Origin of the sequence: Pseudonocardia sp. (genome assembly GCF_025465255.1) — a bacterium.
Taxonomy (GTDB): Bacteria; Actinomycetota; Actinomycetes; order Mycobacteriales; family Pseudonocardiaceae; genus Pseudonocardia.
Window position 1 is genome coordinate 33,626 of record NZ_JAODNI010000112.1, and the last position, 24,147, is coordinate 57,772.

Annotated in this window: 32 protein-coding genes and 1 tRNA gene; 21 read left to right on the plus strand and 12 right to left on the minus strand. The window is 74.3% G+C overall.

Translation table 11 applies throughout. The features are described from left to right. Positions 1 to 70: 70 nt before the first annotated feature. The gene (locus JWP64_RS12770; protein WP_297496118.1) at positions 71 to 334 is read right to left on the minus strand and encodes a hypothetical protein; all 264 of its coding nucleotides are present in this window, start codon (positions 332 to 334) and stop codon (positions 71 to 73) included. Between the two features lie 50 nt (positions 335 to 384). Then, entirely contained in the window at positions 385 to 603 is a 219-nt protein-coding gene (locus JWP64_RS12775; protein ID WP_297496119.1) for a hypothetical protein, read from the minus strand. A 227-nt stretch (positions 604 to 830) separates the two neighbouring features. Between JWP64_RS12775 and JWP64_RS12780 the strand changes: the two genes are divergently transcribed. Next, positions 831 to 1,154: a putative quinol monooxygenase gene (locus tag JWP64_RS12780; protein ID WP_297496120.1), complete on the plus strand. Its 324-nt coding sequence runs from the start codon at positions 831 to 833 to the stop codon at positions 1,152 to 1,154. A 339-nt stretch (positions 1,155 to 1,493) separates the two neighbouring features. After that, positions 1,494 to 1,697 (plus strand): cold-shock protein, encoded by a 204-nt coding sequence (locus JWP64_RS12785; protein WP_297496121.1) that lies wholly within the window; start codon positions 1,494 to 1,496, stop codon positions 1,695 to 1,697. 91 nt (positions 1,698 to 1,788) lie between these two features. Here the strand turns inward: JWP64_RS12785 and JWP64_RS12790 are convergent, their stop codons facing one another. Together JWP64_RS12790 and JWP64_RS12795 are read right to left on the minus strand one after the other, a co-directional pair. Further along, positions 1,789 to 2,559, minus strand: a complete 771-nt coding sequence (locus JWP64_RS12790) for a pirin-like bicupin family protein (RefSeq protein ID WP_297496122.1) — start codon at positions 2,557 to 2,559, stop codon at positions 1,789 to 1,791. Positions 2,560 to 2,611: 52 nt separating this feature from the next. Further along, entirely contained in the window at positions 2,612 to 3,082 is a 471-nt protein-coding gene (locus tag JWP64_RS12795; protein ID WP_297496123.1) for a MarR family transcriptional regulator, read from the minus strand. A 44-nt stretch (positions 3,083 to 3,126) separates the two neighbouring features. Here JWP64_RS12795 and JWP64_RS12800 point away from each other — a divergent pair, with 44 nt between their 5' ends. Beyond that, on the plus strand, positions 3,127 to 3,513 hold the full coding sequence (locus JWP64_RS12800) for a DUF5313 family protein (protein ID WP_297496124.1): 387 nt from the start codon (positions 3,127 to 3,129) through the stop codon (positions 3,511 to 3,513). Between the two features lie 148 nt (positions 3,514 to 3,661). Here JWP64_RS12800 and bla read toward each other — a convergent pair whose 3' ends face one another. Next, positions 3,662 to 4,558 carry a class A beta-lactamase gene (gene bla, locus JWP64_RS12805; protein ID WP_297496125.1) on the minus strand — a complete coding sequence of 299 codons (897 nt, stop codon included), beginning with the start codon at positions 4,556 to 4,558 and terminating at the stop codon, positions 3,662 to 3,664. Between the two features lie 181 nt (positions 4,559 to 4,739). Between bla and JWP64_RS12810 the strand changes: the two genes are divergently transcribed. Continuing rightward, the gene (locus JWP64_RS12810) at positions 4,740 to 5,018 is read left to right on the plus strand and encodes a GlsB/YeaQ/YmgE family stress response membrane protein (protein WP_297496126.1); all 279 of its coding nucleotides are present in this window, start codon (positions 4,740 to 4,742) and stop codon (positions 5,016 to 5,018) included. 141 nt (positions 5,019 to 5,159) lie between these two features. Next, entirely contained in the window at positions 5,160 to 5,981 is an 822-nt protein-coding gene (locus JWP64_RS12815; protein WP_297496127.1) for a methyltransferase domain-containing protein, read from the plus strand. A 7-nt stretch (positions 5,982 to 5,988) separates the two neighbouring features. On the opposite strand, the gene JWP64_RS12820 is transcribed toward JWP64_RS12815, so the two are convergent. Further along, entirely contained in the window at positions 5,989 to 7,149 is a 1,161-nt protein-coding gene (locus JWP64_RS12820; RefSeq protein WP_297496209.1) for a DegT/DnrJ/EryC1/StrS family aminotransferase, read from the minus strand. A 159-nt stretch (positions 7,150 to 7,308) separates the two neighbouring features. Beyond that, positions 7,309 to 8,433 carry an NDMA-dependent alcohol dehydrogenase gene (locus JWP64_RS12825; protein WP_297496128.1) on the minus strand — a complete coding sequence of 375 codons (1,125 nt, stop codon included), beginning with the start codon at positions 8,431 to 8,433 and terminating at the stop codon, positions 7,309 to 7,311. A gap of 167 nt (positions 8,434 to 8,600) precedes the next feature. Between JWP64_RS12825 and JWP64_RS12830 the strand changes: the two genes are divergently transcribed. After that, the gene (locus JWP64_RS12830; protein ID WP_297496129.1) at positions 8,601 to 9,170 is read left to right on the plus strand and encodes a GNAT family N-acetyltransferase; all 570 of its coding nucleotides are present in this window, start codon (positions 8,601 to 8,603) and stop codon (positions 9,168 to 9,170) included. Between the two features lie 56 nt (positions 9,171 to 9,226). Continuing rightward, on the plus strand, positions 9,227 to 10,243 hold the full coding sequence (locus tag JWP64_RS12835; protein ID WP_297496130.1) for an NAD-dependent formate dehydrogenase: 1,017 nt from the start codon (positions 9,227 to 9,229) through the stop codon (positions 10,241 to 10,243). 62 nt (positions 10,244 to 10,305) lie between these two features. Here the strand turns inward: JWP64_RS12835 and JWP64_RS12840 are convergent, their stop codons facing one another. Then, positions 10,306 to 10,512, minus strand: coding sequence for a DUF2945 domain-containing protein (locus JWP64_RS12840; protein WP_297496131.1), 207 nt, complete (start codon positions 10,510 to 10,512; stop codon positions 10,306 to 10,308). Between the two features lie 56 nt (positions 10,513 to 10,568). Continuing rightward, positions 10,569 to 10,694: a hypothetical protein gene (locus JWP64_RS12845; protein ID WP_297496132.1), complete on the minus strand. Its 126-nt coding sequence runs from the start codon at positions 10,692 to 10,694 to the stop codon at positions 10,569 to 10,571. Between JWP64_RS12845 and JWP64_RS12850 the strand changes: the two genes are divergently transcribed. From JWP64_RS12850 to JWP64_RS12865, 4 genes are all read left to right on the plus strand, one after another. Then, positions 10,684 to 11,517, plus strand: a complete 834-nt coding sequence (locus JWP64_RS12850) for a hypothetical protein (RefSeq protein WP_297496133.1) — start codon at positions 10,684 to 10,686, stop codon at positions 11,515 to 11,517. The two genes, JWP64_RS12845 and JWP64_RS12850, sit on opposite strands and share 11 nt — an antisense overlap. Further along, positions 11,517 to 11,666, plus strand: coding sequence for a hypothetical protein (locus JWP64_RS12855; protein ID WP_297496134.1), 150 nt, complete (start codon positions 11,517 to 11,519; stop codon positions 11,664 to 11,666). Before JWP64_RS12850 ends, JWP64_RS12855 begins: the two co-directional genes overlap by 1 nt. Positions 11,667 to 11,736: 70 nt before the next feature. Then, positions 11,737 to 12,003, plus strand: coding sequence for a hypothetical protein (locus JWP64_RS12860; protein WP_297496135.1), 267 nt, complete (start codon positions 11,737 to 11,739; stop codon positions 12,001 to 12,003). 38 nt (positions 12,004 to 12,041) lie between these two features. Beyond that, positions 12,042 to 12,434, plus strand: coding sequence for an STAS domain-containing protein (locus JWP64_RS12865; RefSeq protein ID WP_297496136.1), 393 nt, complete (start codon positions 12,042 to 12,044; stop codon positions 12,432 to 12,434). Positions 12,435 to 12,771: 337 nt separating this feature from the next. Here JWP64_RS12865 and JWP64_RS12870 read toward each other — a convergent pair whose 3' ends face one another. Beyond that, on the minus strand, positions 12,772 to 13,662 hold the full coding sequence (locus JWP64_RS12870; protein WP_297496137.1) for an MBL fold metallo-hydrolase: 891 nt from the start codon (positions 13,660 to 13,662) through the stop codon (positions 12,772 to 12,774). A gap of 75 nt (positions 13,663 to 13,737) precedes the next feature. Between JWP64_RS12870 and JWP64_RS12875 the strand changes: the two genes are divergently transcribed. From JWP64_RS12875 to JWP64_RS12910, 8 genes are all read left to right on the plus strand, one after another. Next, positions 13,738 to 13,998: a DUF6158 family protein gene (locus JWP64_RS12875; RefSeq protein ID WP_297496138.1), complete on the plus strand. Its 261-nt coding sequence runs from the start codon at positions 13,738 to 13,740 to the stop codon at positions 13,996 to 13,998. A 260-nt stretch (positions 13,999 to 14,258) separates the two neighbouring features. Next, positions 14,259 to 15,503, plus strand: coding sequence for a PP2C family protein-serine/threonine phosphatase (locus JWP64_RS12880; protein ID WP_297496139.1), 1,245 nt, complete (start codon positions 14,259 to 14,261; stop codon positions 15,501 to 15,503). 78 nt (positions 15,504 to 15,581) lie between these two features. Continuing rightward, on the plus strand, positions 15,582 to 16,667 hold the full coding sequence (locus JWP64_RS12885; RefSeq protein WP_297496140.1) for an NAD-dependent epimerase/dehydratase family protein: 1,086 nt from the start codon (positions 15,582 to 15,584) through the stop codon (positions 16,665 to 16,667). 23 nt (positions 16,668 to 16,690) lie between these two features. After that, entirely contained in the window at positions 16,691 to 17,113 is a 423-nt protein-coding gene (locus JWP64_RS12890; protein ID WP_297496141.1) for a Rieske (2Fe-2S) protein, read from the plus strand. Further along, complete coding sequence (locus JWP64_RS12895; protein ID WP_297496142.1) at positions 17,110 to 17,886, plus strand: DUF1990 family protein; 777 nt, start codon at positions 17,110 to 17,112, stop codon at positions 17,884 to 17,886. The genes JWP64_RS12890 and JWP64_RS12895 overlap by 4 nt, the downstream gene beginning before the upstream one ends. Beyond that, positions 17,883 to 18,485, plus strand: coding sequence for an NAD-dependent epimerase/dehydratase family protein (locus tag JWP64_RS12900; RefSeq protein ID WP_297496143.1), 603 nt, complete (start codon positions 17,883 to 17,885; stop codon positions 18,483 to 18,485). The genes JWP64_RS12895 and JWP64_RS12900 overlap by 4 nt, the downstream gene beginning before the upstream one ends. 63 nt (positions 18,486 to 18,548) lie before the next feature. After that, on the plus strand, positions 18,549 to 18,857 hold the full coding sequence (locus JWP64_RS12905) for a hypothetical protein (RefSeq protein ID WP_297496144.1): 309 nt from the start codon (positions 18,549 to 18,551) through the stop codon (positions 18,855 to 18,857). A 163-nt stretch (positions 18,858 to 19,020) separates the two neighbouring features. Then, a tRNA-Sec gene (locus JWP64_RS12910) sits at positions 19,021 to 19,113 on the plus strand. A 21-nt stretch (positions 19,114 to 19,134) separates the two neighbouring features. Here JWP64_RS12910 and selD read toward each other — a convergent pair. Beyond that, on the minus strand, positions 19,135 to 20,190 hold the full coding sequence (selD, locus tag JWP64_RS12915) for a selenide, water dikinase SelD (protein WP_297496145.1): 1,056 nt from the start codon (positions 20,188 to 20,190) through the stop codon (positions 19,135 to 19,137). A gap of 122 nt (positions 20,191 to 20,312) precedes the next feature. On the opposite strand from selD, the gene selA reads away from it, so the two are divergent. Continuing rightward, positions 20,313 to 21,674, plus strand: coding sequence for an L-seryl-tRNA(Sec) selenium transferase (gene selA / locus JWP64_RS12920; RefSeq protein WP_297496146.1), 1,362 nt, complete (start codon positions 20,313 to 20,315; stop codon positions 21,672 to 21,674). Next, entirely contained in the window at positions 21,675 to 23,495 is a 1,821-nt protein-coding gene (selB, locus tag JWP64_RS12925; RefSeq protein ID WP_297496147.1) for a selenocysteine-specific translation elongation factor, read from the plus strand. A 16-nt stretch (positions 23,496 to 23,511) separates the two neighbouring features. On the opposite strand, the gene JWP64_RS12930 is transcribed toward selB, so the two are convergent. Beyond that, positions 23,512 to 24,021, minus strand: a complete 510-nt coding sequence (locus JWP64_RS12930) for a DUF4383 domain-containing protein (protein ID WP_297496148.1) — start codon at positions 24,019 to 24,021, stop codon at positions 23,512 to 23,514. Positions 24,022 to 24,147: the final 126 nt, after the last annotated feature.

A 24,147-nucleotide genomic window follows, 5' to 3' on the forward strand; every position in this document is an offset into this window, starting at 1 on the left:
ACCCTCGGAACCATACCGATTCCGGAGCGGTATCTCGTGTCGTCGACGTGACGGGCCGGAGGCGTCCGGATCAGGACGGCCGGCCCGCCGCGTCGGCCTGCCGCCCGGTCCATTCGACGAAGATCTCGTCCCGGAACCGGCGCTCCAGGGACTCGACGTCGTCCGCCCAGGCGTCCCAGGCGTCGCACGGGTACTCGTCCGCGACCGCGATCCGGATGCGAAAGCCGCCGACGGCCTCCTCCGGCGTGACGACGACGAACATGCCCTCGTACCGCCCGGCGATGATCTTCCCGATCTCGTGGACCCGCACCTCGGCCCTCGGCATCCCCCTCATGAAGGCGACGGTATCCGGGGCGGCCCGGGATGTCCTCCTCCACGGGGGTGTCAGCGACCGCCTTCGACGAACATCAGCGTCATCGCCAGATAGTCCCGCAGGGCGACGGTCCGGGGAGCCCTCCTGTGCTCGTGCCAGATCCGGTTGGCCACGGCGGCGTTCATCCCGCGGGACCTGTGCACGACCGCGGCGACCTCGACGTCGTCGATCTCCCGGCCGGCGAGCAGCGCGAGCTGACGCACCAGCTCGTGGGCCCGCACCTCGTCCACGGGCAGAGGATGCCGGGCGGCACCGACAGAATCGCGCCCGGAGATCCCGTGATCGTTCCCACCGCCGCGGCACGGTCGTTCCGGCCGCGGTGCGGTGGCCGTCGGAACGATCACCGGCGTCCACATTTGAGACACCGGACCACCCGCCCGGCCGCCTCCTGCGTGGGAAGATGCCCGGCGGGTCCGGGACGGTCCGGGCCGCCGGCACGACCGCTTGGGAGGCTTTCGTGATCCTCATCGTCCTCAAGGCCCAGATCCGCCCCGAGAAGCGCGACGAGTGGCTCACCGGGGTCAAGCAGTACACGGCCGACGTGCGGAGCGAACCCGGGAACGTCTCGTTCGACTACTACGAGAACGGCACCGAACCGAACGAGTTCGTGATCGTCGAGACGTTCCGGGACGGTGACGCGGGCTCCGCGCACGTCGCCACCGAGCACGCGACGAACTTCTTCGCCTGGATGCCGGCCATGATCACCGAGAAGCCGAAGATCAACTATCAGGACATCGACGGCGAGGCCTGGTCGGAGATGGCCGAGGTCTCCCCCGAGTGACCCTGCGCCCGACGCGTCCGACCCCGCCGTGATCGAACCCGCCACCGGCGACACTCCGGCCGCTCGGCGATTCCCTGCACCCTCACCGGCCCCCGACCTGCGGATTCGTCGCGGATGTGGAGAACCGGCGACACGATGTGCCGGGCCCGGTGGGCGATCACGCGGAAACGTGGTTGGATAGTCGTGGTCGTTCAGTTTCGGTGTTCGTGTCACGCACGCCGCAGGAACAAGTTGGCGGGAAGCCGTGAGACGTCGCCACGAGTCTCACGTTTCGCCTTCAAGGCCGGCCGGATCCCCCGCACAGGGTGGGGGATTCAACCACCTGAGAAGGAGCACGGCATGGCACAGGGAACTGTGAAGTGGTTCAACGGCGAGAAGGGCTTCGGCTTCATCGCCCAGGACGGCGGCGGCGCCGACGTCTTCGTTCACTACTCCGAGATCGACGGCAGCGGCTTCCGCAGCCTCGACGAGGGTCAGCGCGTGGAGTTCGAGATCGGCCAGGGCCAGAAGGGCCCTCAGGCCCAGGGCGTCCGCGTCGTCTGAGCTACGCCTCGCACGGAAGCCCGCCTCCCCTCGGGGAGGCGGGCTTCCGCTTCTGCGGGGGTCGTCAGCCGACGAACCCGGAGGGCAAGGGTCAGCCGGTGAGCCCGGCGTGCATCTCCCAGACCAGGACCTCCGACGCCTCCGACGCCGTCACCTTCTGGCCGCCGGTCGCGGTGAACCGCACCGCGTCCCCGGCCGCGAGCGCGCCGGCACCCTCGAGCGTGACTGCTCCCCCGGCGACGAACAGGTGCAGGTACGGCGCCTCAGGCAGCTCGATGCTCTGCCCCGGCGCGAGCCGGGCCGCGTACAGGGCGGCGTCGCGGTTGGCGATCCGGATCGCGCTCGCGCCGTCGTGCTTCGCCATCCCGGACGCGACGGGCACCAGCGCGCCGGAGAGCAGCTCGTCGTCGATCTCGGCCTGCTCGTAGCCGGGCGTGATGCCGTTCTCGTCCGGTAGGACCCACATCTGCACGAAGTGCACGGGATCCCGGTGGCTCTCGCCGCCCTGCAGCCGCCAGGCGTCGTTCTTCTCCGAGTGCAGGATCCCGGTGCCGGCGCTCATCCGCTGCGCCAGGCCCGGGTAGACCACCCCGGAGTGACCGGTGGAGTCCTGGTGCACGAGCGACCCCCGCAGCACCCAGGTGACGATCTCCATGTCCTGGTGCGGGTGTGTGTCGAAGCCGCGCCCCGGCTTCACGATGTCGTCGTTGTTGACCAGCAGCACGCCGTGATGGGTGTTGGCCGGGTCGTAGTGCGCACCGAACGAGAACGAATGGTGCGAGTCGAGCCAGGAGATCTTCGACGCGAACCGGTCGGCGGCGCGACGGACGTCGACCTCGGGGACGGCCACGGTCTCACTCATGTCTCCACCCTCTCACAAGTAGTTGCACCCACAACAACTACCGGCCGTCCACTCATTCCCCCGGGCCGAGGTCGCGCCGCGTCGCCGCGATGACCGTCGTCAGCACGCCGTGGAGCCGTTCGAGATCGGCCAGCGGCATGCCCAGCCGTTCGACGACCGCCGGTGGGATCCGTTCCGCGGCCACCCGCAGCGCCCGGCCCTCGTCGGTCAGCGTGATCGCCAGTGTCCGTTCGTCGCCCGGGACCCGGCGCCGCGTGAGCAACCCGGCCGCCTCCAGCCGCTTGAGCAGGGGGGACAGCGTGCCGGGATCGAGGGCGAGCGCCGAGGCGAGCGCCGTCACCGACCGCGGCTCCCGCTCCCACAGCGCCAGCATCACCAGGTACTGCGGGTGCGTGAGGCCCATCGGCTCGAGCAGCGGACGGTAGAGCGCGACGACGTTCCGCGCGGCGACGGAGAGCGCGAAACAGACCTGCCGATCCAGCTTCAGCAGGTCGACCGTGTCACTCCCGTGGTTCCCGGACACGCCCTCAGAGTATCATTGGGGTGCCAACTATTGGGGTGATAAGAATGGCCGTCCGCCGTCCCGACCCGTTCCACTGGGTGCTCTACGCCTTCGGCGCCAAGCTGCCCGCGCGGAACCGCGAGTGGGTGCTGCACGACGTCACCACCCGGACCTGGCAGCTCCGCCACATCGCCCGGGCCACGGTTCAGCTCGCACCCGTCGCGATCGTGCTGTACCTGTTCATCCCCGGCGAGTCCTGGGTGCGGGTCATGGCGGTCCTCGGCGGCGCGCTGATCGGCTACTTCTACTCGGTGACCTACATGTACGAGTCCGCCGAGCACCGGGCGATGAAGGCGGGGTACCCACAGGGCTACGCCGCGAACGTGCGCGAGGAGTCCCACTCGGAGGCGAACGCCGAGCGGCGGCGGCGCTACGAGGACCGCTGGCGCTGAGCAGGCGTCGGCCAGGGTCACGACGACGCACGCGCGCGACGTTGGCGCGACGCGCGGGTCGGCAGCGCGCGTCGCACTGAACGACGCGCGCGGGAGAGAGGGTCGCCCCCTCGCGCCCGCTCCCTCGCCGGCGGCGCCCCCCGGGTGATCAGCCCAGTTCGGCCGCCACGATCCGCGCCGCCTCGGCGATCACCGCGTTGTCGCCCTTCTCCTCCTCCCCGTTCCCGGTGGACAGGACGGCGAGGACGATCGGGGCCCGGCCCGGCGGCCACGCGACGGCGACGTCGTTGACGGTGCCGTATCGCCCCGCGCCGGTCTTGTCTCCGACGCGCCAGTCCGCCGGGAGCCCCGCGCGGATCCGGGTGCCGCCGGTGGTGTTGCCCACCATCCAGTCCGTCAGCAGCGTGCGGTCGGCGACGTCGAGCCGGGTCCCGAGGATCAGCTCCCGGAGGTCGGCGACGATCGCCCGCGGGCTGGTGGTGTCGCGCTCGTCGCCGGGGATCGCGGAGTTGAGGTCGGTCTCGCGCCGGTCCAGGCGGGTCACGTCGTCGCCCAGGGACCGGGCGAAGGCGGTGACCGCGCCGGGTCCGCCGATGTCGTCGAGCAGCAGATTGCCGGCGGTGTTGTCGCTGTAGCGCAGGGCCGCGTCGCACACCTCGGCGACGGTGAGCCCGTCGGCGACGTGCTCGGCGGTGACCGGGGACGCGTCGACGACGTCCGTGGCGGCGTAGCGGACGCGGGTCTGGAGGTGCTCGGGAGGGTTCCCGGCGAGCATCGCGGCGACGGCCAGGACCTTGAAGGTCGAGCAGAGCGGGAACCGCTCGTCGGGACGCTGGGCCACCTCGCGCCCGGTACCGGTGTCGACGGCGTGGAGCCCCAGCCTGGTGTCGAAGCGGGTCTCGAGGTCGGCGAACCGGGCCTGGACGTCGGATCCTGTGGCAGCGGGCGGGATCTGGCCGGAGCCCTCGCTCCGCCCGCAGCCCGCCAGCGGCACCAGCAGCGCCGCCCCCAGCATCCAGCGCCTGCTCATCGCGGCATTCCCCACGAAGGTTCTCCTCTCCGGACGCCCTGGAGCGGCGGCGTCAGGCCCAACAGCTTCCACCGTTCGGGCCAACTTGGATAACGAACAGGCTCACGATGCTCCCATCACGCATTCGACCGGCCCGAAACGGGAAGCCAGCCGCACAACGGCCCGAGCCCTCGGGCCGTCGCACACTGGAGGAACCGTGACCGTCACCGGCATCATCACTGCGATCGTCATCGGCGCGATCATCGGAGCGCTGGGCCGACTCGTCGTTCCCGGCAAGCAGCACATCCCGATCTGGCTCACGATCGTCGTCGGCATCATCGCCGCCTTCATCGGCACCTTCATCGCCCGCGCCATCGGCATTCCCACCGCCACCAGCGGTATCGACTGGCTCGAACTGCTCGTCCAGGTGATCGTCGCCGCCATCGGCGTCGTGCTCGTCGCCAACCTCTACGGACGCCGATCCGTTCGACACTGACCTGTTCCGCCCGCCGGGCCCGTCACCCTCGTGGTGGCGGGCCCGACGTGTGTCCGACACCCGTCGCGGGGGAATCGCCGACGAGCCGCGGCCGCCCGACCCCGCGTCGCGTACTTCTCACGAGCTTCAGGAGGCGCCATCATGTGGCGCCGCACATCCGTCGACACTCGCGAGGTCACCGTGGCGATGCTGGAGTTCGACGACGACGGCGCGCGGCTGATCGAGCGCGTCTACCGCAGCCCGGACGTCGTAGAGCAGCGCGCCCGGTCCCTGGCGCTGCTCGCACCGCAGCCGGGCGAGACGATCCTCGACGTCGGTTCGGGCCCCGGCTTCCTGCTCGCGTCGCTCGCCGAGGCGGTCGGGCCGGCCGGGGCCGTCCACGGCCTGGACCCGAGCGCGCCGATGAACGCGGTCGCCCGTGACCGGACCTCGGGGTTCTCGTGGGTGACCGTCGACGACGGCGACGCGCTGGCCCTGCCCTACGCCGACGGCACGTTCGACGCCGCCGTCTCCACCCAGGTCTACGAGTACGTCGGGGACATCCCGGCCGCCCTGGCCGAGCTCCGCCGGGTCGTCCGGCCGGGCGGCCGGGTGCTCCTGCTGGACACGGACTGGGACTCGGTCGTCTGGCACGCGGCGGACCGGGCGCTCCACCGTCGGATCCTGGCTGTCTGGGACGAGCACCTCGCCGACCCGCACCTGCCCTGCACGCTGCCGGGCCACCTGCGCCGGGCGGGGTTCCGGCTCACGGACCGCTCGATCGTGCCGATCTTCAACCCGACGTACGACCCGGACAGCTACAGCGTCCTGACGATCCGGACCGTCGGCCGGTACGTGCGCGGCCGGAGCGGGATCACGGACGCGGACGTCGACGCCTGGGCGGCGGATCTGGAGGCCCGCGGCGCGGAGGACGACTATCTGTTCAGCATCAACCGGTACTGCTTCCTGGGCGTCGCCGAATAGGCCCGGGCTACGCGCTCGTGCGGCGGGCGAGGACTCGGAAGGCGGGGGTGGGCAGCTCCGGGGCGAGGTCCACGGCGCAGCTCCGGGCCAGGATGCGCAGGGTGTTCGGGCAGCTCCCGGGCCCGTGGTCGACCTCCCGCTCCGCCCACGCGTAGGGGTCCAGCCGCGGGTGCACGGGCGTCCGCGCGTGGATCGAGCGCCAGTTCGGGTAGAGGTGACGGCCCGTGTCCGCCAACCGCTGCACCCCGCGCCGGGCCCCGAGCTCGACGGCGGCGCACTCGTCGTCGAACGCGACGGCGAGGCCGGCCGCGGCGGCCTGGTCGTGGTGCGGGACGAGCCGCAGGCCACGCTGCGCGAACCGGGAGCGCCACAGTGCGTCGGCCATGATCCGGCGGTGTCTGCCCCGCCGGGCCAGCTGAACGTCCAGCGCGGCGAGCTGTGGGCGCAGCACCGCCGCGGACAGTTCCGGCATCCGCAGGTTGACCCCCACGATGAGGTCCCCGCCGCGGGCGCTGAAGCCGTCCCGCTCGTAGCTGCCGACGTCGTGGTACATCGCCGCGCGCTCGAACAGGGTGCGGTCGTTGGTCAGCACCGCGCCGCCCTCGCCACTGCGGATGTTCTTGTGCTGGTTGAAGCTGAAGGCACCGGCGTGGCCCATCGAACCGACCCGCCGTCCGCGGTAGCGCACCCCGACGGCCTGGCACGCGTCCTCGATCACCACGAGCCCGTGCTCCGCGGCGACGGCCATGATCGCGTCCATGTCGCACACCAGGTTCAGCATGTGCACCGGGATGACGGCCCGGCTGTTCGGCGTGATCTTGCGCTTGAGGTCCACGGGGTCGAGCGTCAGCGACTCGTCGACCTCGACGAGGACCGGCACCGCGCCGACGGCCAGCGGCGCGGCCGCGGTCGACACCCAGGTGTAGGCCGGCACCAGCACCTCGTCGCCCGGCCCGATCCCCGCACCGACGAGCGCGGCGATCAATGCGCTGGTCCCGCTGTTGACGGCGAGCGCGTGCTCCACGCCCATCGTGCGGCGCAGGTCGTCCTCGAGCCGGCTGACCTCGGACCGTCCGTTGCCCGAGAACCGGCCGAGCTCCCCCCGGGCGAGCACCTGCACGGTGGCCGACATCCCCCGTGCGGTCGCCATCATCGCCGCCAGCGCCATCCCCGCCACCCACCCGTTCGTGCCCGTACCCGTGAACCAGTCATACCGGGCAGGACGGACATACGCACCGGGGACGGAGGCCATTCGACCGCACAAAGCCGGGGCCGGCCGCCGCGACGGTGCGGCGACCGGCCCCGGACCAGGCGGAAGACTACCCGGTCAGCGGTCCGCGTCGGTGTAGACGACCATCCCGCGGATGTTCTTGCCGTCCCGCATGTCCTGGTAGCCCTGGTTGATGTCCTCGAGCGTGTACTTCGTGGTCACCAGGCCGTCGAGATTCAGCCGGCCCTCCTGGTAGAGCGAGAGCAGCGACGGGATCTCCGCGCGGGGGTTGCTCCCGCCGAAGATCGCACCCTGCAGGTCCTTCTGCAGCAGCGTCAGCTCGAACAGGCTGAGCTTGACGTCGACGTTCGCCGCGCTGCCCATCCCGGTGACCACCGCGCGGCCGCCCTTGGCCGTCAGGGTCAGCGCCTCCAGGACGTTCTCCCCCTGGATGTCCCCGACCGTGATGATCACCTTCTCGGCCATCCGGCCCCACGTCAGCTCGTTGACCGCGGCGGTGGCCTCCTCGGCGGTCTCGTAGGTGTGCGTGGCGCCGAACTCCATCGCCCACTCCCGCTTGGCCGCGACGGGGTCGATCACCACGACCCTCTTCGCGCCCGCCGCCGCCGCGCCCTGGACCGCGTTCATCCCGACCCCGCCGGCACCCATCACCACGACCGTCTCCCCCGGCCGCACGTCCGCGACCTTCGTCGCGGAGCCCCAGCCGGTGCTGACACCGCAGCCGACGAGCGCTGCGACCTCGAGCGGGATGTCCGGCTCGATCTTGACCACCGACGCCTGGTGCACGGTGATGTACGGCGAGAACGTCCCCAGCAGGCACATCTGGACGACGTCCTGGCCCCGCGCCTGCACCCGGAACGACCCGTCGCTGATGGACTTGCCCGTGAGCAGCCCGGCGCCCAGGTCGCACAGGTTCTGGTGGCCGTCGGAACACGGCGGGCACATCCCACAGGCGGGGATGAACGCCGTGACGACGTGGTCGCCCTCCTTCAGCCCCGTCACACCCGGGCCGACCTTGACGACGACGCCCGCGCCCTCGTGCCCGCCGATCAGCGGGGTCGCGATCGGCGTGGCCCCGGTGACGAGGTGCTCGTCGGAGTGGCAGAGGCCCGATGCGGCCAGCTCGACCATCACCTCACCGGCCCGCGGGTCCCCGACCTCGATCTCCTCGACCGACCACTTCTCGCCGATCCCCCACAGCACAGCACCCTTGGTCTTCACCCGTGAACTCCCTCGTCCATTCGGCGACACGCCCGGCCCGGGCCGGGCCGGAGCCGCAACGTACCCGGCCGTGTCGGACGGGGCCCGGAGGGCAGCGGGGCCAGGGCCGAGCGGCGGCCGCGGATGAGCAGAATGGGAGCGGAACCCCACGGGAGGAGGAGGCCGTCGTGATCCTCAGGCCGCAAGCCGCGTCCGACCTCGACGCCGTCCGAGCGGTGGTCGGGGCGGCGTTCGGCGAGGAGGGACCCGGCATCGTCCGCATGCTCGACGCCCTCGACGTCTCGGGCGCCACGGTCGTCTCGCTGATCGCCGAGGAGGACGACGGGCAGGGTGAGCTGCTCGGTCACGTCCGGCTGTCGCGCTGCTGGCTCGACGCGCGGGAGCGGCTCGTCGACGTCCTGGTGCTCGGCCCGCTCTCCGTGCACCCGGACCGACAGGGCGCCGGCATCGGCACCGCGCTGGTCGCCGCGGCGCTGGGCGCGGCGAGGGCGTGCGGCGCACCGGCGTTGTTCCTCGAAGGGTCGCCGGAGTACTACGGGGCCCGCGGGTTCACCCGCGCCGCGGACCACGGCTTCGTCCGGCCGTCCGTCCGGATCCCGGAGGCCGCGTTCCAGGTCGCCGTGCTCCCCACGCACGAACCGTGGATGACCGGCGCGCTCGTCTACACCGACGCGTTCTGGGCGACGGACTCCGTGGGGCTGCGGGACCCCCTGCTGGCCCGGCTCGAGCGCGGTTGACCTGCAGGTCGTCGGGTAGCCCTCCCCCGGACCCGTCGCCGATTCTGGAGGTGGCCGTGAAGGTCGTCGCCGTGCTCTACCCGGACTCCGACCCGAAGGCGCATCCCGACGTCCTCGCGTCCGCGGAACGCGCGCTGGACCTCGGGCCGTTCCTGGCCGACCGGGGGCACGAGCTCGTCGCCACCAGCGACACCGGCGACGAGCTCGACACGCACCTCCGCGACACCGAGGTGCTGATCACCACCCCGTTCTGGCCCGTCTACCTGGACCGCGACCGGTTCGACCGGGCGCCGAGCCTGAAGCTGGTGATCACCGCGGGGGTCGGGTCGGACCACGTCGACCCCGAGGCCGCCGTCGAGCACGGGGTGACCGTCACGGAGGTGACCGGCAGCAACGTCGTGAGCGTCGCCGAGCACAACGTGCTGCAGATCCTGGCGCTCGTCCGCAACTTCGTCCCCGCCCACGAGCAGGTCGCGGACGGCCGGTGGGACGTCGCGGACGCCGCACAGGACGCCCACGACCTCGAGGGCAAGACGGTCGGGCTGATCGGGCTCGGTGCCATCGGCGCGCGGACCGCGCTACGGCTCAAGCCCTTCGACGTCACGATGCTCTACTCCGCCCGGCACCGCCGCAGCCCTGCCGAGGAGGCCGTCCTCGGCGTCCGCTTCGCCCGGCTCGACGACCTGGTGGCCCGCTCCGACGTCGTCTGCGCTGCCCTGCCCCTGCAGCAGGGCAGCCGGTCGTTGTTCGACCGCGAGCGGCTGGCCGCGATGAAACCCGGTTCGTGGCTCGTCAACACGGCCCGCGGCGCGATCGTGGACACCGACGCCCTCGTCGAGGCCGTCGAGTCCGGGCATCTCGCCGGGTACGCCGGGGACACGTGGTACCCGCAGCCCGCTCCGGCCGACCACCCCTGGCGCCACCTGCCCCGCAACGCGATGACCATCCACTACTCCGGCATGACGATCGAGGCGCAGCAGCGGATCGCGGACGGCGTCCGGGAGATCCTGGCCACCCACCTCGAGGGTGCCCCGCCGCCGGAGGACTACGTGGTCGGCGCGCCGGAGTCGTGACCGCACCTGCCCCCTGTGAGCGCGGGGTCGGTGTCTGTGCCGGGGGCAGGCGAGGTTCCGGCTCAGATCTTCTCCAGCACGTCCGGCTTGTGGACGGCCTCGCCGCCGCTCTTCTCGCTGCGCACCAGGTACTGCGGCTCGTCCTTCGACGCCCGGACCGTGCGACCGCCCGCCTCGGTGTCGGAGGTGATCTTCTTCAGCACCTCGCCCTCGGCGTGACCGCCGTGGCTCCTCCAGCGGACCTTGTCGCCCTTCGCGAACTCGGCCACGTCGCGTACCTCCTCGGTCGTTGCCGTGCGTACGACCCCTGGTACCCGCGCACGGATCACTCCATCCGCCCGGACGGATGATCGCTCGGCAGGGGGCCGCTGCTCTCCCCGCGCCGGGTCGCGGACTCCACGGACGCCGCGGCGCCGGCCGCGCTCGCCTCCTCGACCCGGGTGCTCGCCACCGCCGTCGGGCCGTACGCGCGCTACGGGCTCCCCGTGGTCGAGGCCTGTGCCCGTGCGGGCACGCACTACGCCGACCTGACCGGTGAGGTCCTGTTCGTCCGCGCCGCGATCGACCGCTGCGACGCCCTCGCCCGCGAGACCGGGGCCCGGCTCGTCCACTCCTGCGGCTACGACTCGATCCCCTCGGACCTCGGGACGCTCCTGCTCCACCAGCGGGCCGCCGAGGACGACGCGGGCGCGCTCGAGGAGGCCGAGCTGCTCGCCTCCGCCCGCGGAAGCTTCAGTGGCGGCACCGTGGCCTCGCTGCTCGGCCAGCTGGAGACGGTCGTCGGCGACCGCGAGCTGCGCCGGATCGCCGCGGACCCGCACGCGCTGAGCCCGGACCGTGCCGCGGAGCCCGCGAAGGCACAGCCCGCGGACGCCGCCCGGCCGAGCCGCCGCCCGGACGGCACGTGGGTCGCGCCCTTCGTGATGGCGCCGTTCAACACGCGGATCGTGCGGCGCAGCAACGCCTTGCAGGCCTGGGCCTACGGCCGGGGTCTGCGCTACGGCGAGGTCATGGCCTGCGGCCGGGGGCCGGCCGGTGCGGCGGTGGCGGCCGGCGTCACGGCCGGGCTGGCGACGTTCGTCGGCACGGTGACGCTCCCGCCGACCCGCGCGCTGCTGAGCGCATGCTGCCCTCCCCGGGCACCGGGCCGAGCGAGCGCACGCGCGAGAAGGGCTGGTTCCGGACCGTCGTCCACGGCCGGACGGAGCGGGGTCGCCGCTACACCGTCACGGTCGCCGGCCGGGGCGACCCCGGTTACGCGGGCACGGCGGTGATGCTGGGCCAGAGCGCCCTCTGCCTGGTGTCCGACGGGGACCGGCTGCCGGACCGCGCCGGCTCCCTCACCCCGGCGACGGCGATGGGCTCCGCCCTGATCGAGCGGCTGCGCGCGGCGGGACACACCTACGACGTCGCACCGGCCTGAGCGCACGTCGGGCGGCGGATCGCTCCGGCGCGCCGCCGACCGGACCGTGGCCGATCACGTGCGCGCGGCCGTGTTGGAGCCTCCGATCGCGGGGTACAACGCCGGTGACCTGCCCCCGACCACCCCGGAGGAGCCGATGACCACACCGGAGCGCTCCAGTTCCGACGACGCCGAGCAGCGGCGGACGACGGAGGAACCAGGGATCGACTACGCCACCGACGCCACGGCGTTCGACGACGCGGCCGCGCTGTCCGACGAGGCCGATCCCGCGGATGTCCTCGAACAGCGCCGCGACGACGGCCCGCCGGACGAGGACGAGGCACCCGAGACCGACTGAGGACCGGCTCCGCGGCCGACGGCGGCGAGACCACCCCGGTGCGCCCCTCTCGCGAGCAGCTCCTGACCGTCACCGCCGACGACCGCGACGCGGTCGTCGTCCTCACCGTCGACGGCGCCGTCGACCGCGCCGTCGACGCCCTGACAGTGCCCCGGCTCCGCGACGCGCTGCGCAGCGCCTTCGACCGTCTCGACGGTCGCGTCCTCGTCGTGGACCTCACCGCCGTCCGCTTCCTCGGCTCCCCCGGCCTGCGCGCCCTCGCCGAAGGTGCCACCGAAGCGGCCCGCCACCGCGGCGTCGAACCGCTGCGGGTGGTGGTCGACCACAACCGGCCGGTCATCGGGCCCCTCGAGATCGTCGGGCTCGACGGGGTCCTCGCGCCCTACCACGACGTCGGCGCCGCCCTCGGCGACGACGCCCCCACCAGCTGACGGCGCACCGCCGACGGCGGAAAGGGCAGGGCACCGCCTCGTGGCTCCTCCATCCGAGCAGGACGAGCACTCCTCCCGTCCCCACCGCATCCCGCGCGACGATCCGGACCCCACGCGCTCGGGCCGCTGGAGCTGCAGCTCCGCGCGGACCTCGTCTCCCCCTCGATCGCCCGGGACGACCTCGACGCCTGGCTCCTGTTCCAGGACTGCCCCCGGGGCAGACCGGCGAGCTCGTCCTCGCCGTCAGCGAGGCCGTCACCGACAGCGTCGAGCACGGCTACGAGGTCACCCCGGACGTCCACGACCACGAGGGGATCGTGCGCCGCACGGGCCTTCCTCACGGGCCGGCTGGCCGAGACGCAGCCGGATCCGTGATCCGGGGGGTTCGCCGGGGACCCTCCTGGCGCCTCGTGCCGTCGAGCGGGACGGTGTCCCCCCGCAGGACGACCCGCAGGCCGGCGTCGAGGCCTCGCTGCCGCATCTCGTGCTGGAAGTGGCTCAGCGGGGAGCGGAAGACCCCGTAGTCGTCGTAGTGGATCGGCACCGTCGTCCCGGGCCGGATCAGCTCGACGAGGTCCGCCCCCTGCCGGGCGTCCATGGTGACGAGCACGGGACCGATCTTGGTTCCGCCCAGGTGGGTCACCATCACGTCGATCTCCGGGTGGCGTTCGTGAACCTTCCGCAGGAACGGCCGGAACACGGTGTCCCCGGTGACGTACAGGCGCAGCTCGACGCGTCCGGCCCGCTCGAGCTCGAGGATCGTGCCCATCGTCGGCGGCAGGGCCCGGTGCACCAGCGCGGGACCGTGCCGGGCGGGCACCGCGGTGATCCGCAGCGTCTCGTCCCCGCGCTCGAAGCTGCGCGCGGCCCACGTGTCGAGTGCCGTCGCGGCGTCGAAATCCCAGCGCTGGAGCCGGCGTGCGGCGTGGTGGGTGGTCACGATCGGCACCGTCCGCGGCAGCCCGGCCCGGGCCCGCCGGTCGAAGTGGTCGCCGTGCAGGTGCGACAGCACGACGGCGTCGAGCCTCGGCAGGCCGTCCGTCGTGATCGCGGGCTCGGTGAGCCGACGGCTGGTGAGGCCGTAGCCGAGGTGGGCGCGTTCCCCGCGGTGCAGGAAGTTGGGGTCGGTGAGCACCGTGAAGCCGCCGAGCTGCAGGAGCGTGGTCGCCGTGCCCACGAACGTCAGCGTCGAGGCGCGCGGAGCAGCAGGCGTGTCGGGCGAGGTCATGCCTGGCCGGTACCCCCGATGTCCTCCGTGAACCCCGGACGGTTGTCCCGATCCGGCCGCGGGTAGCCCTGGTCCATGACGGACCGATCGCACGGCATTCCGCCGAACGAGCTGGACGACGCCGACCTGCACCGCGAGCTCCGGCACCTGCACGAGACACGCCACGACACCCTCCTCGAAGGCAGCGAGTCGGCCCTCGAGAACCACACGACGCGGATGCTGGCCCTCGAGCGGGAGTTCCTGCTGCGTTTCCCGGCCGAAGGCGCGCCGGATCCGCGACGCACCCGAGCGGGGAGCCGGGAGAACGCGGGCCAGCCGGTGACGGGAACGGCCTGATTCCTCGCCCGACGGAGTGAGACAGGTCTCGCGTCCTCGGGATCGGACCCCGCCCCCGCTGCCCGTGCTGATCGTCGCGGGCCTCGTGGAGTCCACCACCGCGACCCCCCACGGGCGCGTCGGCCCTGCGCCGTCGTCTCGGGGTGCGCCGGCCGCGCCGGGCCGGCCGCTGCGCGTCGTCGAGGACTCGCGGCCTGATCGTGGCCGCTCGCCACCCGAGGTGCGCGACACGAGCTTCCATCGGCTTGTACCGTCCGGCGGTGCAGACAGGTCAACAGGCGGCAGCCGCATGGGCGAACGTGCTCGCGCAGATCATCGATGGCGGGCACCTGGCCACCGGTGAGCAGCTCTCCACGATGGTCGACCGCGCGGTGCGGGAGATGGGGCTGACCGCCGACGTGCTGATGGTCGACCTGGCGCAGCACGCCCTCACCCCGGTCCGGCCCGAGCCCGGCGGGGAGGTCGCCGTCTCCGGCACGATAGCCGGACGCGCCTACCAGCTCGGCGAGATCCTGGCCGCCACCGACGACCGGGGCCGGGCGCTGTGGGTGCCGATGCTCGACGGCGCGGACCGGGCGGGCGTGGTCCGCATCGGCCTGGACGGGGTCCCCGACGCCGGGGTGGAGGACGGCCCGCTCCTGCGACGGTGGGTGTGGACGCTCGCCGGCCTGGTCGGGCACCTGGTCATGACCAAGGTCGTCTACAGCGACCGACTGCGGCGCTGGCGCAGCGGCGGACCGCTGTCCCTCCCGTCGGAACTGCTCTGGCAGCTGGTGCCGCCCCGCACCTTCGCGACCGAACGCGTCGTGGTGTCGGCCATCCTGGAGCCGCACGACCAGGTCGCCGGGGACGCCTACGACTACAACGTCGAGGGCGACGTCGTGGACCTCGCCGTGTTCGACGCCACCGGCCACGACATCCGGGCGGGCGTGACCACGGCACTGGCGATCACCGCCATCCGCAATGCCCGCCGCGCGGGCGAGAAGGACCTCGTGGCCGTCGCGGCGTGGGCGGACGCCTTCATCTCCGCGCAGCCCGGGCCGTTGCAGTTCACCACGGCGGTGCTGGCCCGGCTCGACACCGCCACCGGCGTCCTCGAGTACGTGCTCGCCGGCCATCCGCCTCCGCTGCTGATCCGGCACGGGAAGGTCGTCAAGGAGCTCACCGCGCCGCCCCGGCCCCCGCTCGGCGTCACCGTGGCCGGCGGCCTTCCCACGGCAGTGGAACGGGAGCAGCTCGAGCCCGGGGACCGGTTGCTGCTCTACTCCGACGGCGTCACCGAGGCCCGCGACGCCGACGGGGTGTTCTTCGGCGAGCAACGCCTGGTCGAGCTCGCCGAACACGCGGTGGCCGCGGAGCTGTCCGCTCCGGAGACGCTGCGGCGGCTCGGCGCCGCGGTGTTGGAGCACCAGGGCGGCAGGCTCCAGGACGACGCCACCCTGCTGCTGATCGACTGGTCCGCCGGCGGCCACCACCGGATGTTCCCCACGCTCCCGGACGTGTGACCGGCGGACGCGTTTGCCGTTCCCCGCGGTGGGCATCCGGGGCTGACCGCCGGGCCCGCGGCGGACGGAGGGGGACCAGTGCGGATCGTCATCACCGGAGCGAGCGGCAACGTCGGGACGGCGCTGCTGCGCCGGCTCACCCGCGACGTGGGGCAGGAGCACGATCTCGTCGGGGTCTGTCGCCGCCCGCCCACAGGCGGGCGCCCCTACGACGCGGTGTCGTGGACGGCGCTCGACCTCGCCGGGCCGGACGTCGGCGAGGCCCTGCGCCCGGTCGTCCGCGGCGCCGACGCCGTCGTGCACCTTGCGTGGGGGTTCCAGCCCTCCCGCGACATCACCTACCTGGACCGGCTCGGCATCGACGGCACCCGCGCCGTGATCGACGCCGTGCACGCCGAGGGCGTGCCCCACCTGGTGCACATGTCCTCCGTCGGCGCCTACTCCCCCGGCCCGGACTCGCCCGATGGCCTCGGCGTCGACGAGCTGTGGCCCACCGAGGGCATCGAGTCGCTGGCCTACAGCAAGGAGAAGGTCGCCGCCGAGCGTCTGCTCGACGAGTACGAACGCCTCCACCCCGACGGGGCGGTCGTCGCGCGGATGCGCCCCGGCCTGATCGTGCAGCGGGACGCGGGCAGCGCGCTGCTGCGCTACGGCGTGCCCTCCTACGTCCCCGGCGGCCTGCTCCGCCATGTGCCCGTGCTGCCGGTCGACCGCAACCTGGTCGTGCCGATCGTGCACACCACCGACGTCGCCGACGCGATCGCGCGCGTCCTGGAGCGACGCTCGGCCGGGGCGTTCAACCTCGCCGCGGACCCGCCCGTCACCCGCGACCTGATCGCCGACGTCCTCGGCGCCCGCGCGGTGCACGTCCCCCGGCCGGTCCTGCGCGTCCTCACCGACGTCACCTGGCGTACGCAGCTGCAGCCGCTCGATCCGGGCTGGATCGACCTCGCCTTCGCCGTGCCCCTGCTCGACACCACCCGCGCCCGCCGCGAGCTGGACTGGGCACCCCGGGTGGACGCCCGCACCGCCCTCGCCGGCGTCGTCGCCGGGATGGCCGACGCCGCCGCGACGACCAGCCCCGCGCTGCGACCGCGTTCCGTCGTCGGGGAACTGGCCGCCCTCGTCCGGCGCGGCCCCGTCGTCAAACGCCTGCTGCCCTGATCGCCCACCCCCGGAGGTTCGCCGTGTCCGATCCCACCCCGCCCGATCCCACCCCGCCCGATCCCGCACTGCCCGACACGCCCCCGGTCACCGGCGAGGTCCGCCGGCTCGGCCGGTGGGCGGTGGGCACCAGCCGCGGGGAGGACTTCGCCGTGTCCCGCCGCTGCCGGCACCAGCTCGCCGACCTCTCGAAGGGCACCGTCGACGACGACGGCTGCCTCGTCTGCCCCTGGCACGGCAGCCGCTACGACGTCCGCACCGGGGCCATGGTCGACGGCCCGCAGGGCTTCCTCTTCTACCGCGGCCCGACCCCCGGGTACAGCGCCCTCGTCCTCGCCTACGCCAAGCACCTCAGGCTGCGGGTGGGCCGCGTCGTGCGCCGCGCCGGGCGGATCACGGTCGAACCGGACGGCCGGGCCTCCGGCGACGGGAGGAGCGGCACGTGACTCCAGCACGGGGTGCGACGCTCCAGCGGGCGGTGTCGGACCTCGCCGACCTCGACGTCAACTACGAGCCCTCGGAGGTGGGCCCGCGCGGGTGGACGACGGACGAGCACGTCCACCTCCTCGGCACGGAGGCGCCGGGCGATCCGGTCCCCGACGGCCCCTGGGCCCGCGCCCGGGACCTGGTGGAGGACTACGACTTCACCCCGCCTGAGCTGCTTCGGGCCGTGTACGCCCGCGACACGGCCCTGCTCGGCCGCGACATCCTGCTGGACGGCCGGTTCGGCCCGGTCCGCTTCCTCATGGGCGTCCGCATCACCTCGATCGTCGACGAGGGGGAGGAGGCCGACGCGGACTGGCGGATCTGGGGCTGGGGCTACGAGACCCTGCAGGGGCACCTCCAGCGGGGCCGGGTGGTCTACCGCGTGGCGAAGCACCGGGAGACGGGCCGGGTCGAGTTCCGGGCCGACGTGCGCTGGCAACCCCATCCCCGGCTCGGCCCCGTGCTCGGCCTCGGCTGGCGGCTCTTCGGCCGGCACGAGCAGCTGCGCTTCTACCGGCGGATCGGCGGGCGGCTCCGGGACCGGGTCGTCGAGCATCCCGACGAGGGGCGCCGGGACCGGGCGGCCGACGCGGGCGACGGGCTCGTGTACGTGCCCACCGACGCCCCCGCCTCCCGCCTCGACCGCGTGCGCCTGCGCTGGTTCCACCCCGTCCGCGACGCCGGCGCGCGCCGCGTCCGGACCCCCGTCGCGGACCGTCCGGAGGGCTCGTGAAGGTCGTCGTGACCGGGGCGTCCGGCAACGTCGGCACCGGACTGCTCCGTGCGCTGGCCGGAGCGACGCCGGCCCACGAGGTCGTCGGGGTGTGCCGTCGACCGCCGCCTCCCGACCCGCCCTACGACATGGCACGGTGGCACGCGGTGGACCTGTCGGCGCCGGGAGCGGCCGCGGCGCTCGCGGAGCCGTTCGCGGGAGCCGACGCGGTGGTGCACCTGGCCTGGGCGATCCAGCCGGCCCGGGACGTCGCCGACGCGCTCGCCCGGGTCCTCGACCAGCGGGCCGGCGGGACGTTCAACATCGGCGCAGAGCCGCTCGGGACGCAGCAGCTGGCGGAGCTCGTGGGGGCCCGGCTGGTGACGCTGCCCCGGGCCGCGCTGGCCGGCGCGGTCAGCCTGGCGTCCGCGGGGCGCCTGCTGGCCATCACGCCCGGCTGGTTCCGCCTGCTGATGGAACAGCCGGTGCTCGGGACGGACCACGCGGCCGCGACGCTCGGCTGGTCGCCGCGCCACACCACGCGGCAGATCGTCCGGGAGCTCCTGGACACCATCGCGGAGGACCGTGCGGGGACGAGTGCGGTGCTGCGTGAGCACTGACCGGGTCGGGCGCGGCACGCTCCTCCGGTTGCCGGGCACCGCGACCGACGAAAGACTGCACGGGTGAACGGGGACAAGGGGCCCGCCGGCCGCGACGTCGTACCCGGCTCGTCGCTACGGGCCGGGTTCTCGTTGAGCGACCTCGAGCTGCCGGAGCTCTGGCTCGCCTACGTCGGCCTCGGCGGCTCGCTGGGTGAGGACGACCTCGAGGCGGCGCTGCGCGGCACGCTTCCGCTGTCCGACCACGAGCACGACATGATCGCGCAGGCGCTGAACGACTACTTCACCGAACGCGGCCAGGATCACCCGGTGGCCTACGCGAACGAGGAGGTCGAGCACGACCGCAAGGCGGCACGCCCGCGGGAGGGCTGATCCCGCCCCGCCGGGTCGGCAGTACGCGTAGCGGACGCGCGGTCACGGGGCGTGCGTCGCGATCAGGTCCCGGATCAACATTGTGGCACTCGGTGCCATTCCGCTCGGGTATCCCCTCGACGCGCGGGAGCGGCGGAGGGCCGTAGGCTGCGGGGCGCGCGAGGGAGGCGTACGGGTGCCTGGTGGCCCCCGCGGTCTTCAACACCGACGTGGCCGAGGATCTCGGCCAGGCGGGTTCGATTCCCGTCCGCCTCCGCTCCGCGCGCCCGCCCGATGCTCAGCGGTGCAGGGCGATGCGCCCGCTACCCGCCGAGACCGTGCCGATCACGGCCGCGGGCACGCCGCGCGAGGTCAGCTCGTCGACCGCGCGGTCCGCCCGTCCGGGCTCGGCGCCGAACAGCAGCCCGCCCGACGTCTGGGCGTCGGCGAGGATCGCGACGTCCGTGTCGGTGACGCCGGCGCCCACGTCCAGCACGTCACTGACCCACTGCCGGTTGCGCCGGCTGCCGCCGGGCACCGTGCCGGCCTCGGCCAGCTCCCGCACGCCGTCGAACAACGGCACCGCCGCGACGTCGACCCGGGCGTCGATCCCCGACGCCGCCGCCATCTTCCGCAGGTGCCCCAGCAGCCCGAAACCCGTGACGTCCGTGCAGCCACGGGCCCCCGCCCCGACCGCCGCCTCCGCGGCGGCAGCGTTGCTCGCCGTCATGGACGCGACGGCCTCGGCCACCAGCGCGTCCGGCGCCGTACCCGCCTTGATCGCGGTCGTGGTGATGCCGACGCCGAGCCGCTTGGTCAGGACGAGCGCGTCGCCCGGCCGCAGACCGGCGTTGGTGAGGATCCGGTCCGGATGCACCTCCCCGACCACGGCCATGCCGTACTTGGGCTCCGGATCGTCGATCGAGTGCCCGCCGACCACGGCGAACCCGCACTCCCGGCCCGCGTCGGCGCCCCCGGCCAGCACCTCGGCCAGCAGCTCCGCCGGGAGCTGCTCGGTCGGCCAGGCGACGAGGTTGAGGGCGAAGAGGGGCCGCCCGCCCATCGCGTACACGTCGGAGACGGCATTGGTTGCGGCGATCCGGCCCCACAGCCGCGCGTCGTCGACGACGGGGGTGAAGAAGTCCGTGGTCGCGACGAGCGCCCGGTCCGCGTCGAGCCGCCAGACGGCGGCGTCGTCCCCGGTCTCGGTGCCGACGAGCAGGTCGGGGTGCCGCGGGGGCGCCACCAGCGCCAACACGTCCGCGAGAGCACCCGGGCCGATCTTGCAGCCGCAGCCCGCGCCGTGGCTGAACTCGGTCAGCCTCCGGCCGGAAACGGCGGATGTGGCGGTCATGCGCATCCTCCCTGTCCCGCGTGACCCTACGACGGGGCGCGGTCCGCGGCAGCGCGCTCCGCCGGCGACACGCGTACGGGCGTGGCCGCGCCCACCGTGTGCGGCGGCCGTAGGGTGCCCCGGTGACCGAGTTCGCGAGCGGGCGGGGAGCCGACGGCGCCGCCGACGTCCGGCGCCGGATCCCCCGCACGGACATCGTCCTCGCCGAGCCGGCGGTCGTCGCCGCCACCCGCCGGCTCGGCCGGGACCTGGTCAAGCAGGCCGTCGTCGCGGCGCAGCAGGCGGCGCGGCGCGGCGCGATCGAGCCGGACGACGTCGTCGACGAGGTCCTCCGCCGGCTTCCGCGGGCGGCGACCCGGCTGCGGCCGGTACTCAACGCGACGGGCGTCCTGCTGCACACGAACCTGGGCCGCGCTCCGCTGTCGGCGTCCGCCCGGGAGGCCCTCGCGATCGCCGCGGGCACCTGCGACGTCGAGCTGGACCTCGGGACCGGCGGGCGGGGACGCCGCGGGGAGGCGGCCCTCGACGCCCTGCTGTCCGCCGTGCCCGCGGCCGCCGCGGCGCACGTCACCAACAACGGTGCCGCCGCCCTCGCCCTGGTGGCCGCGACGCTCGCGGCGGGCCGGGAGATCGTCGTGTCCCGCGGCGAGCTCGTCGAGATCGGCGACGGCTTCCGCATCCCCGACCTGCTCACCGCGGCCGGGGCCCGGCTGCGCGAGGTCGGCACGACGAACCGCACCCACCTGCGGGACTACGCGGACGCGATCGGCGAGGACACCGCGTTCGTCCTGAAGGTGCACCCCTCCAACTTCGTCGTCACCGGGTTCACCAGCGCCGTGGCGCCCCGTGAGCTGGCCGGGCTGGGCGTCCCGCTGGTGTGCGACATCGGCTCCGGGCTGCTCGCCCCGCACCCCCGGCTGCCCGGCGAGCCCGACGCCGCGAGCGTCCTGGCCGAGGGCGCGGCGCTGGTCACGGCCTCCGGGGACAAGCTGCTCGGCGGGCCGCAGGCGGGACTGCTGCTCGGTGCCCCGGGTACGGGCGCGGCCCTCGTCGAGCGGATCCGCCGCCACCCGCTGGCGCGGGCGATGCGCGTCGACAAGCTCACGCTCGCCGCGCTCGAGGCCACCCTGCGCGGGCCGGCCACCCCCACCCGCGAGGCACTGGACGCCGGCGTCGCCGGCCTGCGCGCACGGGCGGAGGCGCTCGCGGCGTCGCTCGCGGCGAAGGGCGTCCCCGTCGAGGCCGCGGCGTCGGACTCGACGATCGGTGGCGGCGGCGCGCCGGGCGTGATGCTCCCGAGCGCGGCGCTCATGCTCCCCGAGCACTTCGCGCGCGCCCTGCGGGAGGGTGACCCCGCCGTGCTCGGGCGGGTGGAACGCGGCCGCTGCCTGCTCGACCTGCGCGCCGTGGGCCCCGCGGCGGAAGCGGACCTGGCCGCCGCGGTGCTGGCCGTCCACGAGGCCGGCCGGCCCGGGGACTCCTGAATGGGCACGCACGTCGTCGCGACGGCCGGGCACGTCGACCACGGCAAGTCCACCCTGGTCCGCGCGCTGACCGGGATGGAGCCCGACCGCTTCGCCGAGGAGCGGCGCCGCGGCATGACCATCGACCTCGGCTTCGCGTGGACGGACCTGCCGTCCGGGGACACGGTCGCCTTCGTCGACGTGCCCGGTCACGAACGGTTCGTCACCACGATGCTCGCCGGCGTCGGCCCCGTGCCGGCCGTCGTGCTCGTGGTGGCGGCGGACGAGGGGTGGATGCCCCAGTCCGCGGAGCACCTCGACGCGCTCGAGGCGCTCGGCGTCCGGCACGCGCTGCTCGTCGTGACGCGCAGCGACCTCCTCGACCCGGAGCTCGCGCTCGCCGAGGCGCAGGAACGGCTGGCGGCGAGCGCTCTGGGCATCCGGCCCGCCGTGTGCGTGTCGGCCGCCACGGGTCAGGGGCTCGGCGAGCTGCGGGTCGCCCTGGACCTGCTGGTGGCGAGCCTGCCTGAGCCCGACGATGCGGCCGACGTGCGGATGTGGATCGACCGCGCCTTCACGATCCGCGGGGCCGGGACGGTGGTCACCGGGACCCTCGCCGCGGGCACCCTGGCCGCCGGGGACGAGCTGGTCCTGGACGGAGGCCGGACGGTGTCCGTCCGGGGGTTGCAGAGCCTGGGCGAGCCCGTCGAGCGGGCCCGCGGCGTGGCCCGGGTGGCGGTCAACCTGCGCGGCGTCCCGCTCGAGGCCGTGGCCCGCGGCGACGCCCTGCTGACCGCGGGCGCCTGGCTGCCGACCGCCGAGCTGGACGTCCGGCTGCACGGGATCCGCGGCGCGGCGCCCGATCCCGCGGCGCTGCCCCGCGAGCTCACCCTGCACATCGGGTCGGCGGCGGTGACGGCCCGGGTGCGGCCGCTGGGCGGGAAGGACGGGGACGGCGCGGATGCCGTGGTGGCCCGGCTCCGGCTGCGCCGCCCGCTGCCGCTGCGGATCGGGGACCGGGCGGTGCTGCGGGACCCGGGGCGTCGCCAGGTGGCCGCGGGTGTCACGGTGCTCGACCCGTCGCCTCCCGTCCTGCGCCGCCGGGGCGCGGCCGCCCGCCGCGCGGACGAGCTCGCGGCCTTCGACGGCGTCCCCGACGCCGCGACCGAGCTGGCCCGGCGTGGGCAGGTCCGGCAGGCCGAGCTGGTCGCCTGGGGGGTCGGCGTCCGCGACGTCGAGCGCCTGGACGCGGTCACGGCCGGAGGATGGCTGGTGGACCCCGCGCGCGCCCCGGCCCTCGTCGCCGACCTGCGGGCCGCGGTCGCGGCGCACGACGCGGCGGATCCGCTGGATCCGGGGCTGCCCCTCGAGGCCGCCCGCCGGGCGCTCGGCCTTCCCACCGCCCGGCTCGTCGAGGCGCTGCTCCGGCGCGTGGACGGTCCGGGACTGGTCCTGCGGGACGGCCGGGTCGCCGCGGATCGGGTGGCGGCGCTGCCGGAGCGGGTGCGCAGCGCGCTGGACGCCCTGCGCGCAGACCTGGAACGCGCGCCCTTCGGCGCTCCCGAGGCGGCGCGCCTCGCTGAGCTCGGCCTGGGTCCGCGGGAGCTGGCGACCCTGGTCCGCGCCGGGCACCTGCTCCGGGTCGCCGACGGCGTGGTGCTCCTGCCGGGCGCCGACGACCGCGCGGTGGACCTGCTGCGCGGGCTCGGCCCGGACTTCACCCTGAGCAGCGCCCGGCAGGCGCTCGGCACGAGCCGGCGGGTGGCCGTCCCGTTGCTGGAGCTGCTCGCCGGCACCGGCCGGACGGCCCGCACCCCGTCCGGCGGGCACCGGGTCGTGTGAGGAGGAGCCGCGCGGCTCAGCGGTGCGGGCGCTCGGCCTTGGTGCGGTCCATCGCGTCGCGGCCGTCCCGGGGGTCGCCCTCGCCGAGGGCGTCGCGCGCCGGGAGCAGGGCGATCGCCAGGCCCAGCAGCGCGATCGCCCCGGCGACGACCACCGCCGGGACGTTCATGCTGAGCACGTCGAACGGCGGCCGGACGAGACCGAGGATCCCCCATGCGGCCATGACCGCGCCGGCGACGGCCAGCAGCCAGCCGTAGGCCCGGGAGGCCGGCAACCGGGCCGCGCACGCCAGCCCGATGACGCCGAGCACGATGTGGATGATGTTGCGCAGGGGCGAGACCTCCACGCCCAGGAACGTCGGTCCCACGTCGCCCTCGGTGAGGGTGGAGAAGGCGGTGGGCCAGAACCCGAACACGCCGAACAGGAGCAGCGCCAGCCCGACGATCATGGCGGCCAGCTGCGGCCAGGGGAACCGCGCGGGTCCCGGCGACTCCGTCTCGTACCGCTCCTCGTGCCGCTCCGACATGCCTCTCCCCTCCGCGCCCGCCTCCGCGGGGACTCCCGCCAGTGCCGTCGAATACCACGGGCGCGGCGCGCCAACCGCGGCCGGGCGACATTCCCGGAATCGGACGCGCCGGACGCGCCGGGTGGA

Coding starts and splice junctions, on each gene's coding strand:
- JWP64_RS12815 (WP_297496127.1), top strand. CDS start 5,160: ATGTGGCGCCGCACATCCGTCGACACTCGCGAGGTCACCGTGGCGATG.
- JWP64_RS12770 (WP_297496118.1), bottom strand. CDS start 334: ATGAGGGGGATGCCGAGGGCCGAGGTGCGGGTCCACGAGATCGGGAAG.
- JWP64_RS12870 (WP_297496137.1), bottom strand. CDS start 13,662: ATGACCTCGCCCGACACGCCTGCTGCTCCGCGCGCCTCGACGCTGACG.
- JWP64_RS12855 (WP_297496134.1), top strand. CDS start 11,517: ATGCTGGGCCAGAGCGCCCTCTGCCTGGTGTCCGACGGGGACCGGCTG.
- JWP64_RS12930 (WP_297496148.1), bottom strand. CDS start 24,021: ATGTCGGAGCGGCACGAGGAGCGGTACGAGACGGAGTCGCCGGGACCC.
- JWP64_RS12800 (WP_297496124.1), top strand. CDS start 3,127: ATGGCCGTCCGCCGTCCCGACCCGTTCCACTGGGTGCTCTACGCCTTC.
- JWP64_RS12820 (WP_297496209.1), bottom strand. CDS start 7,149: ATGGCGCTGGCGGCGATGATGGCGACCGCACGGGGGATGTCGGCCACC.
- selD (WP_297496145.1), bottom strand. CDS start 20,190: ATGACCGCCACATCCGCCGTTTCCGGCCGGAGGCTGACCGAGTTCAGC.
- JWP64_RS12785 (WP_297496121.1), top strand. CDS start 1,494: ATGGCACAGGGAACTGTGAAGTGGTTCAACGGCGAGAAGGGCTTCGGC.
- selB (WP_297496147.1), top strand. CDS start 21,675: ATGGGCACGCACGTCGTCGCGACGGCCGGGCACGTCGACCACGGCAAG.
- JWP64_RS12875 (WP_297496138.1), top strand. CDS start 13,738: ATGACGGACCGATCGCACGGCATTCCGCCGAACGAGCTGGACGACGCC.
- JWP64_RS12790 (WP_297496122.1), bottom strand. CDS start 2,559: ATGAGTGAGACCGTGGCCGTCCCCGAGGTCGACGTCCGTCGCGCCGCC.